The 15,153-nt window shown below is 71.2% G+C and carries 9 protein-coding genes; 3 read left to right on the top strand and 6 right to left on the bottom strand.

Features of this window, described 5'->3' with window-relative positions; all coding sequences use genetic code 11:
* The first annotated feature begins 215 nt into the window (after window positions 1–215).
* The 3 genes from ACIOMQ_RS21010 to ACIOMQ_RS21000 all read left to right on the top strand — a co-directional run bounded on the left by ACIOMQ_RS21010 (window position 216) and on the right by ACIOMQ_RS21000 (window position 9,566).
* On the top strand, window positions 216–1,925 hold the full coding sequence (locus ACIOMQ_RS21010; RefSeq protein ID WP_402189773.1) for a carbohydrate-binding module family 20 domain-containing protein: 1,710 nt from the start codon (window positions 216–218) through the stop codon (window positions 1,923–1,925).
* 101 nt (window positions 1,926–2,026) lie between these two features.
* On the top strand, window positions 2,027–7,339 hold the full coding sequence (gene pulA / locus ACIOMQ_RS21005) for a pullulanase-type alpha-1,6-glucosidase (RefSeq protein WP_402189771.1): 5,313 nt from the start codon (window positions 2,027–2,029) through the stop codon (window positions 7,337–7,339).
* Between the two features lie 190 nt (window positions 7,340–7,529).
* Window positions 7,530–9,566 (top strand): regulator, encoded by a 2,037-nt coding sequence (locus tag ACIOMQ_RS21000; protein WP_362204204.1) that lies wholly within the window; start codon window positions 7,530–7,532, stop codon window positions 9,564–9,566.
* Here ACIOMQ_RS21000 and ACIOMQ_RS20995 read toward each other — a convergent pair.
* From ACIOMQ_RS20995 to ACIOMQ_RS20970, 6 genes are all read right to left on the bottom strand, one after another.
* Window positions 9,559–9,825 carry a DUF4253 domain-containing protein gene (locus tag ACIOMQ_RS20995; RefSeq protein ID WP_401270941.1) on the bottom strand — a complete coding sequence of 89 codons (267 nt, stop codon included), beginning with the start codon at window positions 9,823–9,825 and terminating at the stop codon, window positions 9,559–9,561. The two genes, ACIOMQ_RS21000 and ACIOMQ_RS20995, sit on opposite strands and share 8 nt — an antisense overlap.
* Window positions 9,826–9,897: 72 nt before the next feature.
* A complete protein-coding gene (locus ACIOMQ_RS20990) occupies window positions 9,898–10,620 on the bottom strand; it encodes a TetR/AcrR family transcriptional regulator (RefSeq protein ID WP_362204210.1) in 723 nt (240 codons plus the stop codon).
* 86 nt (window positions 10,621–10,706) lie between these two features.
* Window positions 10,707–11,789, bottom strand: coding sequence for a PDR/VanB family oxidoreductase (locus ACIOMQ_RS20985; protein WP_362204213.1), 1,083 nt, complete (start codon window positions 11,787–11,789; stop codon window positions 10,707–10,709).
* Between the two features lie 2 nt (window positions 11,790–11,791).
* On the bottom strand, window positions 11,792–12,697 hold the full coding sequence (locus ACIOMQ_RS20980) for a metal-dependent hydrolase (protein WP_401270944.1): 906 nt from the start codon (window positions 12,695–12,697) through the stop codon (window positions 11,792–11,794).
* Between the two features lie 293 nt (window positions 12,698–12,990).
* A complete protein-coding gene (locus tag ACIOMQ_RS20975; RefSeq protein WP_401270947.1) occupies window positions 12,991–14,184 on the bottom strand; it encodes an HTTM domain-containing protein in 1,194 nt (397 codons plus the stop codon).
* Complete coding sequence (locus tag ACIOMQ_RS20970; protein ID WP_362204222.1) at window positions 14,174–14,956, bottom strand: DUF5819 family protein; 783 nt, start codon at window positions 14,954–14,956, stop codon at window positions 14,174–14,176. Before ACIOMQ_RS20970 ends, ACIOMQ_RS20975 begins: the two co-directional genes overlap by 11 nt.
* Window positions 14,957–15,153 lie beyond the last annotated feature (197 nt).

Below are 15,153 nucleotides of genomic sequence, written 5' to 3'. Positions count from 1 at the left end.
TTTGCGTAAGTCCTTGCAGGAAGAAAGCTGCTGGATTTCGCGGATGTGAGCGGGTGATGTCCAGAGGGTTGACCGAGGCCGGGTGGGCTCGTACGGTCTCGGCTGCGGCAAGGTTTGCATTCTTGCAGCAAGAACCTTCAGGAGCCTTGAGGGCATGGCGCGTTGCCACGTGAGGCTGCACCGTCACCCGCATTTCCCCCACAGCAGGAGGAAACATGGCACGCAGACCACTGTCCGCGGCGCTCGCCCTGACAGCCGGGGCCGCCGCCCTCGTGACCCCCACCGCGACCGCCCAGGCGTCCGCGCCGGGCGGCAAGGACGTCACCGCCGTCCTCTTCGAGTGGAAGTTCGACTCCGTGGCCAAGGCCTGCACGGACTCCCTCGGCCCGGCCGGCTACGGCTACGTACAGGTCTCGCCGCCCCAGGAACACATCCAGGGCGGCCAGTGGTGGACCTCGTACCAGCCGGTCAGCTACAAGATCGCCGGACGGCTCGGCGACCGCGCCTCCTTCGCCCACATGGTCAGCACCTGCCACAGCGCGGGCGTCAAGGTCGTCGCCGACTCCGTCATCAACCACATGTCGTCGGGATCGGGCACCGGCACCGGCGGCTCCTCGTACACCAAGTACGACTACCCCGGCCTGTACTCCGCGGCCGACATGGACGACTGCACGGCGCAGATCAGCAACTACCAGGACCGGGCCAACGTCCAGAACTGCGAACTCGTCGGCCTGGCCGACCTCGACACCGGCGAGGACTACGTCCGCGGCAGGATCGCCGGATACCTCGACGACCTGCTCTCCCTCGGCGTCGACGGCTTCCGCATCGACGCCGCCAAGCACATGCCCGCGGCCGACCTCGCCGACATCAAGTCCCGGCTGAGCAACCCCGGCGCCTACTGGAAGCAGGAGGCGATCTACGGGGCCGGAGAGGCCGTTCAGCCCGACGAGTACACCGGGACCGGGGACGTCCAGGAGTTCCGCTATGCCCGCAGCCTCAAGCAGGTCTTCAAGAACGAGAACCTCGCCTACCTGAAGAACTTCGGCGAGGGCTGGGGCTTCATGCCGTCGTCGAAGGCCGCGGTCTTCGTCGACAACCACGACACCGAGCGCGGCGGCGACACACTGAACTACAAGGACGGTGCCGACTACACCCTCGCCAGTGTCTTCATGCTGGCCTGGCCGTACGGCTCGCCCGACGTCCACTCCGGCTACGAGTGGACCGACAAGGACGCCGGACCGCCCAATGGCGGGGCGGTGAACGCCTGTTACAGCGACGGCTGGAAGTGCCAGCACGCCTGGCGCGAGATCTCCTCCATGGTCGGCTTCCGCAACACCGCGCGGGGCGAGGCCGTCACCGACTGGTGGGACAACGGCGGCGACCAGATCGCGTTCGGCCGCGGCTCCAAGGCGTATGTCGCGATCAACCACGAGGGTTCCTCGCTGACCCGTACGTTCCGGACCTCGCTGCCCGCCGGTGACTACTGCGACGTCCAGTCCGGCAACGGCGTCACCGTCGACGGCTCCGGCCGGTTCACCGCGACCCTCGGCGCGAACACCGCCGTGGCGCTGCACACGGGTGCGCGCACCTGCTCGGGCGGTGGCGGTGCCACCGAGCCCGGTGCGGGCTCCTCCGGCGCCTCCTTCGGCGTCGACGCCACGACCCGGCTCGGCGAGAACATCTACGTCACCGGCAACCAGCCCGCCCTCGGCAACTGGAACACCGGCAGCGCGCTGAAGCTGGACCCGGCGGCGTACCCGGTCTGGAAGCTCGACGCGGCCATGCCCGCAGGAACGTCGTTCGCGTACAAGTACCTCCGCAAGGACGCGAGCGGCAACGTCACCTGGGAGAGCGGCGCGAACCGTACCGCCACCGTGCCGCCGTCGGGGAAGGTCACGCTGACGAGCGACGTCTGGCGCAGCTGACCTCGGTGACCGGACCGGGGCCGGCCCAGGCGCCCCGGTCCGGCAGGCGGCCTGTCCGCCCGCCCCGAGAACTCCACCCCGCACACAAGGAGACCCCGCCCGTGTCCCGTTCCACCCTGAGACGGGGAGCCGCCGCCGCACTCTGCGCCGCGCTCCTCCCCGTCGTCCCGGCGGCATCCGCGTCCGCCGCGCCGAGACCTCCGGGCCCGCCCTCGGACGCCCGGCTGGCGGCCGAGCCCGCCCGTCACGATCTGACGCGTGAGCAGTTCTACTTCGTCATGCCCGACCGGTTCGCGAACGGCGACACCTCCAACGACCGCGGCGGACTCACCGGTTCACGTCTGGAGACCGGCTACGACCCCGCGGACAAGGGCTTCTACCAGGGCGGCGACCTCAAGGGCCTGACCGAGCGGCTCGACTACATCAAGGGCCTCGGCACCACCGCCATCTGGCTCGCCCCGATCTTCAAGAACCGCCCCGTCCAGGGCACCGGCAAGGACGCGTCGGCCGGCTACCACGGCTACTGGATCACCGACTTCACCCAGGTCGACCCGCACTTCGGCACCAACGCCGACCTGTCGAAACTGATCGACAGGGCCCACGGCAAGGGCATGAAGGTCTTCTTCGACGTCATCACCAACCACACCGCGGACACCGTCGACTACGCCGAGAAGAGCTACGGCTACCGGCCGAAGGGCGCCTACCCGTACCTCGACAGGGACGGCCGCCCGTTCGACGACAGCAAGGGCCTGGCGAAGGTGGACGCGGACTCGTTCCCGTACACACCGAAGAACACCGGGAGCAAGGTCCCGGCCTGGCTCAACGACCCGGCGATGTACCACAACCGCGGCGACTCGACCTACGCCGGCGAGTCCACCACGTACGGCGACTTCTCCGGGCTCGACGACCTGTGGACCGAGCGGCCCGAGGTCGTCTCCGGCATGGAGAAGATCTACGAGAAGTGGGTCCGGGACTTCGGCATCGACGGCTTCCGGATCGACACCGTCAAACACGTCGACCTGGACTTCTGGACCCAGTGGGCGACAGCGCTGGACGCCTACGCGGCCAAGCACGGGCGCAAGGACTTCTTCATGTTCGGCGAGGTCTACTCCGCCGACACCGCGATCACCTCGCCCTACGTCACCCGGGGCCGGCTCGACGCGACGCTCGACTTCCCGTTCCAGGAAGCGGCCAGGCAGTACGCCTCGCAGGGAGCCCCCGCCCCGGAACTCGCCGCCGTCTTCGGCGACGACTACCGGTACACCACCGACAAGGCCAACGCCTACGAGCAGGTCACCTTCCTCGGCAACCACGACATGGGACGCATCGGCTCGTTCCTGAAGCAGGACAACCCGAAGGCCGACGACGCGGAACTCGTCAAGCGCGCACAGCTCGCCAACGAGCTGATGTTCCTCGGCCGCGGCAACCCCGTCGTCTACTACGGCGACGAGCAGGGCTTCACCGGCGCGGGCGGCGACAAGGACGCCCGCCAGACCATGTTCGCGTCCAGGACCGCCGACTACCTCGACGACGACGAACTGGGCACCGACCGCACCCACGCCTCGGACGCCTACGACACGGCCCACCCGCTCTACCGGAACATCGCCGCGCTCTCCGAGCTGACCCGGAAGAACCCGGCCCTGCGCGACGGCGTCCAGACCCAGCGCTACGCACAGGGCTCCGTCTACGCGTTCTCCCGTACGGACCCCGAGCAGGGCCGCGAGTACGTCGTCGCCGCGAACAACGGCGGCGGGCCGAGGACCGTCGAGCTGTCCACCGCATCGGCCGGCATGAACTTCCGTACGCTGTACGGGGGTTCGGGGACCATCCGCAGCGGCTCCGACAAGAAGGTCACCGTCACCGTGCCCGCCCTGTCCAGCCTCGTGCTGCGCGCCGAGAAGGCGATGGGCGAACCCGCCGCCAAGCCCTCGATCACCCTGAAGGCCCCGGCCGCCGGAGCCACCGGCACCGTCGAGATCTCCGCCGACGTCGACGGCGGACAGCTGAACCGGGTCGTCTTCGCCGCCCAGACCGGCAACGGAAAGTGGGTCACCCTCGGTTCCGCCGACCACGCCCCGTACAAGGTCACGCAGACCGTGGGCGACACGGTGGCCGCCGGAACCCCCCTGCGGTACAAGGCGGTTGCCGTCGACCGCGCCGGCCGCACGGCGAGTGCCCTCGCCTCGTCCACCGCGGGCCAGGCACCCGCGCCCGAGAAGCCCGTCGCGGTCGCACGCGACTACGCCGTCGTCCACTACCGGCGTGCGGACGGCGACTACGACGGATGGCAGCTCAAGGCGGGCGACACGTCGGCCGGGTTCACCGGACGGGACGCCTACGGCGCCTTCGCCTGGATCAAGCTCGACGAGGGCGCCTCCTCGCTCCCGTACACCGTGGAGAAGTCCGGCACCGCCGACGGGCCGCAGCGCACCGTCGACCTCGGGAAGACCGGACAGGTCTGGATCGAGCAGGACAAGGACGGCCAGGCCGACGCGGCACCCGACGGCGCCTACCCGCCGCAGGACACCACCAAGGCCGTACTGCACTACTACCGGGCCGACGGCGACTACGACGGCTGGGGGCTGCACACCTGGACCGGCGCCAAGAACCCCACCGACTGGGCCGAGCCGCTCCGGCCGGTGAAGAAGAACGCCTCCGGCGCCACCTTCGAGGTACCGCTCACCGACGGTGCCACCTCGCTCGGCTACATCCTGCACAAGGGCGACGAGAAGGACCTCCCCAGCGACCAGTCCCTCGACCTCGCCACCTACGGGCACGAGGTCTGGATGCTCGGCTCCACGCCCGGCTACCTGCTGCCGCAGACCGGCGGCGTACCCGCGCCCGACCTCACCAGGGCCGAGGCGCAGTGGATCGACTCCGACACCGTCGTATGGAAGGTGAAGGCCACCGAAGCCACCAGCCAGCAGCTCGTCTACGCACCGGGCGGCGGCATCTCCGTCGTCGACGGGGCGCTCTCCGACGAGGGACAGTGGCTGCGGCTCGCACCGTCCGCGCTGACCGACGCGCAGAAGGCGAAGTACCCGCACCTCAAGGACTATCCGGCGTTCACCGTCGACGCCCGGGACCGGGACCGGGTCCGCGAGGCGCTGCGCGGCCAGCTGATCGCCACCCAGCGCGCCGCCAACGGCGCCCTGCTCGCCGCCACCGGCGTGCAGAGCGCGGGCGTGCTCGACGACCTCTACGGGAAGAACGCGGCCACCGCCCCGCTCGGCCCGGTCTTCCACCACGGCCGCCCCACGCTGTCCGTCTGGGCGCCCACCGCCCGTACCGTCGCCCTGGAACTCGACGGCCGGAGCGTCCCGATGCGCCGCGACGACCGCACCGGCGTGTGGTCCGTCACGGGCACGGCGAAGTGGGCCGGCAAGCCCTACCGCTACGCGGTGGACGTCTGGGCACCCACGGTCCAGAAGACCGTCACCAACAAGGTCACGGACCCCTACTCCACCGCCCTGACCACCGACTCCGCACGCAGCCTCGTCGTCGACCTCGACGACCCGAAGCTGGCGCCGCGCGGCTGGTCCGGCCTGCGGAAGCCCGCCGCCGTCCCGCTGCGTGACGCCCAGATCCAGGAACTGCACATCCGCGACTTCTCGATCGCGGACCGCACGTCGAAGCACCCCGGCGAGTACCTCGCCTTCACCGACACCCGCTCCGACGGGATGAAGCACCTCAGGCAACTCGCCGAATCCGGCACCGGTTACGTCCACCTGCTGCCCGCCTTCGACATCGGCACCGTCCCCGAGAAGAAGTCCGACCAGCAGCAGCCGGCCTGCGAGCTGTCCGTGTACGCCCCCGACTCCGAGGAGCAGCAGGCCTGCGTGGCGAAGGCCGCGGCGCGGGACGGGTTCAACTGGGGCTACGACCCGCTGCACTACACCGTCCCGGAAGGCAGCTACGCCTCCGACCCCAACGGCACCAGGCGCACCGTCGAGTTCCGGCAGATGGTGCAGGGGCTGAACGGCGCGGGTCTGCGGACCGTCATGGACGTCGTCTACAACCACACCGTCGCCTCCGGCCAGGACGGCAAGTCCGTGCTCGACCGGATCGTCCCCGGCTACTACCAGCGGCTGCTGGAGGACGGCAGCGTCGCCACCTCCACCTGCTGTGCCAACACCGCGCCCGAGAACACCATGATGGGCAGGCTCGTCGTGGACTCGGTCGTCACCTGGGCCAAGGAGTACAAGGTCGACGGCTTCCGCTTCGACCTGATGGGCCACCACCCCAAGGCCAACATCCTCGCCGTCCGCAAGGCGCTGGACGCGCTGACCGTGGCGAAGGACGGCGTCGACGGGAAGAAGATCATCCTGTACGGGGAGGGCTGGAACTTCGGCGAGATCGCCGACGACGCCCGCTTCGTCCAGGCCACCCAGAAGAACATGGCCGGCACCGGCATCGCCACCTTCTCCGACCGGTCCCGCGACGCCGTCCGCGGCGGCAGCCCCTTCGACGAGGACCCGCGCGTGCAGGGCTTCGCCAGCGGCCTCTACACCGACCCGAACACCTCGGCCGCCAATGGCACGAAGGCCGAACAGAAGGCCCGGCTGCTCCACTACCAGGACCTGATCAAGGTCGGCCTCACCGGCAACCTCGCCGACTACACCTTCACCGACTCGTCCGGCACCGCGGTCAAGGGCTCCGGCGTCGACTACAACGGGGCCCCGGCCGGATACGCCGCGGCCCCCGGTGACGCCCTCGCCTACGCGGACGCCCACGACAACGAATCGCTGTACGACGCGCTCGCCTTCAAGCTCCCGGCGGGCACCTCGGCGGCGGACCGGGCCCGTATGCAGGTCCTGGCGATGGCGACGGCCACCCTCTCGCAGGGGCCCTCGCTCTCCCAGGCGGGCACCGACCTGCTGCGCTCCAAGTCCCTGGACCGCAACTCCTACGACAGCGGCGACTGGTTCAACGCTCTGCACTGGGACTGCCGCGACGGCAACGGCTTCGGCCGCGGACTGCCCCCGGCGGCCGACAACGGGTCCATGTGGTCCTATGCGAAGCCGCTGCTGGCCGATGCCGCGCTCAGCCCCGGCTGCGCGCAGATCGACGGCGCCTTTGCCGCGTACCGGGACCTGCTCACCATCCGGTCCACGGAGAAGGACTTCGGCCTCTCCACCACCGGGCAGGTGCAGTCCGCCCTGTCCTTCCCGCTCTCCGGGAAGGACGAGACACCGGGAGTGATCACCATGCGGCTCGGAAAGCTGGTGGTCGTCCTCAACGCGACCCCCGGCACCGAGAGCCAGACGATCGCCGGCCTGGCGGGGAAGCGGTACGCCCTGCACCCCGTCCAGGCTGCGGGCGCGGATCCTACCGTCAAGGAGTCCACGTACGCGCGGAGTTCGGGAAGCTTCACCGTCCCGGGGCGCACGGTGGCGGTGTTCTCCCTCAGCTGAGCCGCAGTGGGTCTAACGTGGGAAGGCAGTAGCCGCCAGGCAGTGCCAGCAGTACCGCACTTCCGGGCGCGCCCTCCCACCCCCGGCCGGTCCCGGCCCCTTTCCGGTACGCCAGGTGCTCTCCCATGCCTGAGCCGTACGGAACCAGGGGCCGGGACCGGCCGGTCCACCTGTTTCAGCGACGGTGACCATGGCGAGCAACATCCCCGAGGAGACAACGAGCTTTGTCGGACGGAAAGCGGAACTTGCCCGGCTCGAACACGCCCTCGCCACGTACCGGCTGACCACCCTCACCGGCAGCGGCGGTGTCGGCAAGACCAGGCTCGCGGTCCGCGCGGCCCGGCAGGCGGCGCACGCGTACCGCGACGGAACCTGGTGGGCCGATCTGTCACCGCTCCACGACGACGGGCTGCTCCTCGCGACCGTCTCCGACGCGGTCGGGCTCTCCGACCACACCCTGCGCATGCCCATCGACGCACTGTGCGAATGGCTCGTCGACAAGGAACTGCTGCTGGTCCTCGACTCGTGCGAGCATCTGCGCTCCGCGTGCGCCCATCTGCTCGGCGAGATCCTCACCACGTCACCCGGCCTCACCGTGCTGGCCACCGGCCGGCAGCCGCTGGGCCTCAGGGGCGAGCAGCTCGTCGAGGTGGAACCGCTGCCCGTCGAGGGCGCGGGCGACGCCCTCACCCTGTTCCGGGACCGGGCGGCCGCGGCGGCCCCGGACCTCGCCCTCGACGCGGCGGGCAACGCCGAGGCCGCCGCCGAGATCTGCCGCCGCCTGGAAGGCATCCCGCTCGCCATCGAACTCGCGGCGGGAGCCCTCGGCAGGGACACCGTCGAACAGGTCGCCGCCCGGATCGGCTCCCGCTTCGACGTACCGACCGACGACTCGCTCTGGCCGCCGCGCCACCGCACCCTGCGCACGGCCATCGGCTGGAGCCACGAGCTGTGCACCCCGCTGGAGCGGCTGCTCTGGGCGCGGCTGACCGTCCTGCGCGGCGACTTCGACGAGGCCGCGGCCCGCCGGGTCTGCGCCGAGGGGCCGCTCACCGAGGACGGTGTGGCCGAGGCGCTGAAGGGCCTGGTCGCCAAGTCCGTCGTCAGACGGGACGGCGTACGGCACCGCATGCTCAGCACCATCCGCGAGTACGGGCGGATGTGGCTCGCCGAACTCGGCGAGGAACGGGCCGCCGCCGACCGGCACGCCGCCTGCTTCCTCAGCCTGGCCCGGCACGCCCACGCGGGCTGGACCGGTGACGACCAGATCTTCTGGTACCACCGCATCGCCGAGTCGCACGCCGACCTGTGCGCCGCCCTCGACCACCTGCTGGCCCACGACACCGTGGCCGCCCAGGAGATGGCGGGCCGGATCGGCTTCTTCTGGTGCTGCTGCGGCCATCTGCCGCAGACCCGCGACTACGCGCAGCGCGCTCTGGACGTCGGACCGGCCGAGGGCCCCCACCGCACCCGCGCGCTGTGGGTGCTGGGCATCACCGTCATGCTCCAGGGCGACTACCCGGCCGCCCGGCGCCTGGGCAGGGAGTGCACCAGGGCCGCGGCCCGCGACGGGGCCGACGAAGGCATCCTCGCCGCCGCCTATCTGTGCGGCCTCACCCATCTGATGACGGGCCGCCCCGAGGCGAGCCTGCGCCAGGTCGACCGGGTACTGCGCTCCACGGGCGCCGCCACCCCGCTGGAATCGGCCTACCGGCTGCGCTGCCACCTCATCACGGTCTTCGCCCTCACCAGCCTGGGACGGCTGGACGAGGCGGCGGAGGCGGCCATGGACCTGCGCACGGCCTGCGAAGCCCAGGACGAGTGCTGGACCCGTAGCTATGTCGACTACCAACTCGCCCTGATCGCCCTGCTGCGGGGCGACGCCGACTCCTCCGCCACCTACGCCCGCTCGATGCTCGCGGGCAAGCACCGCATGCGCGACAGATTCGGCATCGCGCTCGGCCTGGACATCCTGGCCGCGGCGATCGCGGCCCAGGGCGCGGGTGCCCGCGCCGCCCGGGTCTACGGCACGGGGCAGGTCTACTGGCGCATGGTCGGCCACCCGCAACGCGGCACCCCGGAACTGGGCCCGCTGCGCGAGGCCTGCGAACGCCAGGCCCGCGCGGCCGTCGGCGACGCCGCCTACCAGCGCGCCTTCGAACGGGGCCGCGCGGACAACGCCGAGGTCGGCCTGGCGGCCGCGCTCCAGGGCGAACTGCTCATGTAGAGCGTGGCCGGTCCCACCGGAACGACCGGGCACGGCGGCCCAGCACCCACGCGGCCGCGTACGCGGCGAGCGCCTCCTCGGGGCCCTGCCGGACGCTGTCCGGACAGAACGCGACCTGCTCCGCCGCCGAGGCGAGCGCCACGGCCGTCCTCGTCGGCGGGGCCGCCACCGTCCTCGGAATCCAGCAACTCCTGCGTCGGCCGCGCGGCGCACACCTCCGGATCGCTCTGCGGCGCGAGGCGGAGCGAGCCCAGGCCACGTACGACCGAACGGCGCCAGGGCGTGTGGTGAAAGTCCCGCCTGTCCCGCGCGCGGCGAGCAGCGCCGGCGCTCACGGCAGCCGTTGCGCGGGAACGGCCGGTACGGCGGGCGCCAGCGCGGAGAGCCGGTTCAACAGCTCCCCGAACGGCCCGTCCGCCGGCTCCTGCGAGAGGACCCGCAGCACGATGCCCGCCATCTCGGTGTCGTACGCGGCACTCACCGCGGCCAGCGCCGCGAAGTCGTGCACCAGCTGCGTCTCCAGCTCCTCGCGCGGAATCCGCCGCCCGTCCAGCCAGATCAGCGCCGTCGACTCGGCCAGCGACACCCACGACCGCACGACCAACTCCAGCCGAGCCGGGGGGCCTTCGACCCCAAGATGGGCCAGAATCTGCTCGTACGCCGCCTGCCGGACCCCGTCGATCATCGCGTTCGCCGTCGACGACCCGGCGGCGGGCCCGCCCCGCATCAGCGCCGAGAACCCCGGACCGTGCTCGTCGACGAAGTCGAAGAACCGCCCCATCACCCGCAACAGCCGTTCCCCGAGCGGTCCTTCGCGCGGCTCCACGAACCGCGCCGCCAACTCGTCGGCCGCCCGCCGCAGCGCCGCCTCGTACAGGCTCTGCTTCCCGGGGAAGTAGTGGTAGACCAACGGCCGCGAGATCCCGGCCGCGGCCGCGATCTCGTCGATCGACACCTCGTCCGGGGAGCGGTGGCTGAACAATTCCAGCGCGACACCGATCAGCTGCTGCCTGCGCTCCTCGACGCCCATCCTGCGCCGCACCCCGGTCGTCATGGTGGACAGGGTACCGAGTGCGACGGAGGGGGAGAGGTGGCGGGCCGGGGCCGTTCGGGACGTGGAGCGACATCCGGCCACCCCCGCTACAGGTCCAGCACCAGCCGCTTCCCCCGGCACCGCGACACGCAGATCAGCATCGAGTCCTCCCGCTCCGCGTCCGTCAGGAGCTCGTCGCGGTGGTCGATCTCGCCTTCCAGGACGCGTTGTCGGCAGGTACCGCAGAAGCCCTGTTCGCAGGAGTACGAGACGTACGGGAGCTCTTCGCGCACCGCGGCCAGCACCGACTGGCCGGCCGCCACCCGGACCGTGCGGCCGGAGCGGCGCAGTTCGACCTCGAAGGGGCCGGAGCCGGCCGATGACGTGGCCGCCGCCGTGAAGCGTTCCAGGTGCAGGGTGCGGCCGGGCGGGAGGGCGGAGGCGACCGCGTCCATCAGGGGCCCGGGACCGCAGCAGTAGACGGCCGTGCCCTCCGCCGTGTCCGCCAGGGCCGCGGCCGGGTCCGGACGGCCCGACTCGTCCTCGGGGACGACGGTCACCCGGTCGCCGTCCGCGCCCAGCTTCTCGATCTCGTCCAGGAACGGCATCGAGGCGCGGGACCGTCCGCCGTACAGCAGCCGCCAGTCGGCGCCCGACGCGGCGACCGACCGCAGCATCGGCAGGATCGGGGTGATGCCGATGCCGCCCGCGATGAAGAGGTACCCGGGGGCCTCGGCGAGGGGGAAGCGGTTGCGGGGGGCGCGGACCTCGACCTCCGCGCCCTCGTGGAGCTGCGCGTGGACCTCGCGGGAGCCGCCCCGGCCGTCCTCCACCAGGCGGGTCGCGATGGTGTACGTGCCGGGATCGGCCGGGTCCCCGCAGAGGGAGTACTGGCGGACCAGACCGGACGGCAGCAGGAGATCCAGGTGCGCGCCTGGCTGCCAGGCCGGCAGATCGGGCCCCTCCAGGCGGAGTTGGACCACGCCGTCGGCGGCTGCGGTCCGCTCGCTGATCAACAGGCGGCGCGTGGTGGTGGGGCGGCGGTCGGAGTGGCCCGAGACCGGGTTCTCCAGCGCGGGCAGCGGCCACAGCGGGGAGCTCCGGATGCGGCGGCGCACGGCCCGCCTGGCGAGCAGCGCGGCGCCGGTGACGAGGACGGCGGTGCGCAGGCGGGGCAGGGGGAGCGGCATGGTCAGCCGGCTCCCGTCGTACGGGCCTCGGCGGCCATGGCCGCGGGCGAGTGGGCGAGGTAGTCGACCGCCTGAGCCGTACTGCCCTCCTGAGAGGGGTGGTAGGCGTGACCGAGGTAGCGGGGGATGGAGCGCAGCAGATCACCGGTCGCGGGCAGGGTGCCGCGTCTGCCGCTGGTGTAGAACTCCCTGAACGACGCCTTGCCGTGCAGCAGGCTCGGGTCGTTCTCCATGAAGAAGCGCGTGCCCCGCTGCCAGAGGAAGAGCAGCGCGGTGAAGGCCGTGGCCCAGGTCCGCACTCTCCGCCGGTAGCCGCCGTCGACATGCATGAACACGTCGAACGCGACCGAGCGGTGCTCGACCTCCTCCGCGCCGTGCCAGCGCAGCAGATCCAGCATCGTCGGATCGGCGCCCCGCCGGTCCAGTTCGTCGGCGTTCAGCACCCAGTCGCCGAGGAACGCGGTGTAGTGCTCGATCGCCGCGATCGTCGCCACCCGCTCCATCAGCCACCATTTCCGCGCCCGGCCCGGCGGCAGCGTCCGGTCGCCCAGCAGCTTCTCGAAGAACCAGTCGACCTGCGCGGTGTACGGCGTCGGATCGAGACCGAGCTGCTTCAGCCGGGGCAGGACGTCGTCATGGGCCTGGGAGTGCACGGCCTCCTGGCCGATGAACCCGATGACGTCCTGGCGCAGCTGCTCGTCGTGGATGTACGGCAGTACCTGTCGGTACACACGGATGAACCAGCGCTCCCCGGCGGGCAGCAGGAGATGGAGCACGTTGATGGTGTGCGTGGTGAACGGGTCGCCCGGCACCCAGTGCAGAGGCGTCTTCTCCCAGGCGAAGAAGACCCTGCGGGCCTTGAGCTGCGTCCGTTCCGACGCGACCGGCGCTGGCTGCGTGTTAGACATGTTGTCAATGTACTGAGGGGTAAGCCGCGAGAACAGAGGCGTGCGGCGACTTTCCCGGCCCCTGGGCGCCGGTCCCCGGCCCCGGGCGTCGGCGCAGGGCACCCGCCCGACTGCCGTCCGTCGGCGTCCCGTTCGGCCGTGCCCGGTTGCCGGCCCTGGCCTGCGGGGCGAAGAGACGGCTGCCGGGCCGCCCCTCCACCCCGCCCGGCATGGTCGGCGAGGCGAACTGTCCGCTGCCCGCCGCCGTACGTACCAGCGGCCGCTGTGCGACCGCCACAGCAACCCCGGTGGCTCTACGGCTTGGCCCGTGCCGGGTCCGGCGCTGCGGCCGGTCCGGCGAGCGGTGAGGGGAGGAGGGGGCGGGACGGTGACTGGGGCGGGACGAGGGGGGCTCGTCGGGTTGGAGTCGGGGACTCGCGGGAGCGGAGGCGGGTGAGGACGCGGCGGGTGGTGCGGGCCGCTGCGCGGTAGAAGCGGTCCGGCAGGAAGGCGGCGTCGGCGACGATCATGGCGGCGGAGAAGATGGGGAGGCCCAGGAGGACCGCGATGCCGATGTGCATGCCCAGGAGCATCACGAGGAGGACGTACTTCAGGCGGCTGAACAGGGCGAACGGGAAGGCGACCTGGATCAGTACGGTCAGGCAGCCGGCCGCCGCGATGAACAGCGGGTAGCTGTCGACCAGGGCGGACAGGGCCGGCCACGGCCGGAAGAGGTCGAGGTTGACGACATAGTGCAGGGCGGTTCCCGCCTGCCATGAGCCGCCCTGCACCTTGTACATGCCCGCCGAGCCGTAGAGCAGGCAGACCTGGGCGGCGATGACGAACATGCCGCAGTTGTGCAGGACCGTGGTCAGGGACTCGCGGGCCATGGCGAGTTGGGACCACAGGTCGCTGCTCGCGCGCCACAGTGCCCAGCGGCCGGGGTGGTCGGTCCGGGCCCGGAGGGCGGTTCGGCGCGCGTCGAGTGACCAGCGGCGCCCGCAGGCGGTCGCGGTGAGGTAGAGGGCCATCAGGAGGATCAGGTTGTCTCCCCCGTCGGTCATGAAGATCGCCCGCGCGTGGAACGACACCACGACGAGGGCGAACAGCACGGACGTCGCCCGGGTCCGCCAACCGAGCAGGAACAACGCGCAGACGACGAGCGCCGCCCCGTAGCAGAGATCGAAGTACACCGTGCTGTCGGAGAGTGTGAGGACGCTGAACCAGCCGGTCTGGTCGAACAGCCGGGTCGCCAGCGCCGGGGTCCACGGGGACCCCGGCCCCCAGATCTCGTCCCGGTGCGGGAGTTCGCGCAGCAGGAACACGAGGTAGCACAGGCCGTAGCCGATGCGCAGCGTCGCGGCCGCGTACAGCGAGACCGGCCGGTGGGTGAGCAGGGTGAGCAGGTCGCCGGGGTGCCGGTACGTCACCGGCACGGACCCCGTCGTGGACGTTCGCGGGGCATCGCCCTTGCCGAGCACGGGCGTCGGAGTCCGGTCAGTGGCCATGCGAGGGCACCTTCCACCAGGGCAGATTGCGGGTGTCGACCGCCGACGCCGATGCCGGGCGGCGGTGGCCGGTTGCGTCAAATGCGGCCACCGGCCTGGTGAGGACGCGGAGTTGAACCTCGGCGACGACGCCCGGCCGCGCGGCGGTGATCCGGTCCACGGCGATGTTCCGCAAGTACTCCTGCCACATCACCGCACGGTCCGAGTAGGAAACATCGCTGTTGCCGTGGGTTTCGAGATAACCCGTCCACGCCCTGCGGAGCATGTTCTGGTTGGTGTGGCTCGGGAAGGGGTTGTGCCGGACCTCGGCGTCGTCCACGGCGGTCAGGTCGAACCAGCCGCTGATCCGCTGCGAGCCGTCAGCGGCGGTTTCGACCGTACGAGCCGAGATCTGCGGGACGGACGACTCCGGCTCGGGGGCGAAGAGCCGCCAGTTCTGCTCGAACAGCGGGTACACCCAGCTCTGGATCTGCCGGGCGTACCTCTGCGAGATCTGGTTCAGCGGAGCCACGTGAAGGAACAGGAAGAACATGTGCAGCAGGGACACGCACACCAGCAGGACCGCGGCACCTCTCGTCGTGACGCGTAGCGGAAGCGGCAGCCGCGACAACTCGTCGGGTCCGGGCCGGATGTCCCCCTGCTGCCTCGGCAGCGTGCGACGGACGGTGCCGGGGTTACCAGGCAGGACGGCGTCCGACGCCTTCACGCCCGCCGGTTTCACGTCCACCGGGTCGCCCCCGCTCAGTACGTCTCCTGGGCCAGTCGGTGTCATCCCGGCCCTCCTCTCGCAACTCTTCCGCTGAACTTCCCTGTGCCTGACGGGCGTACGATGTCCGGCCCTGCGGGCGCATCGCTGCGCCCGCAGGGCCGGAACGGCGAAGCGTCAGTACTGCTGGACCAGCTTGTCGTGGTCCTGCTCCTTCTTCGGCTCTTCGGGCTTGCCCGGCTTGGCCTCGTGCTCCGGCTTTC

Origin of the sequence: Streptomyces sp. NPDC087845, assembly GCF_044742755.1 — a bacterium.
Lineage (GTDB): Bacteria > Actinomycetota > Actinomycetes > Streptomycetales > Streptomycetaceae > Streptomyces.
This window is presented reverse-complemented; position numbering and strand designations above follow the sequence as displayed.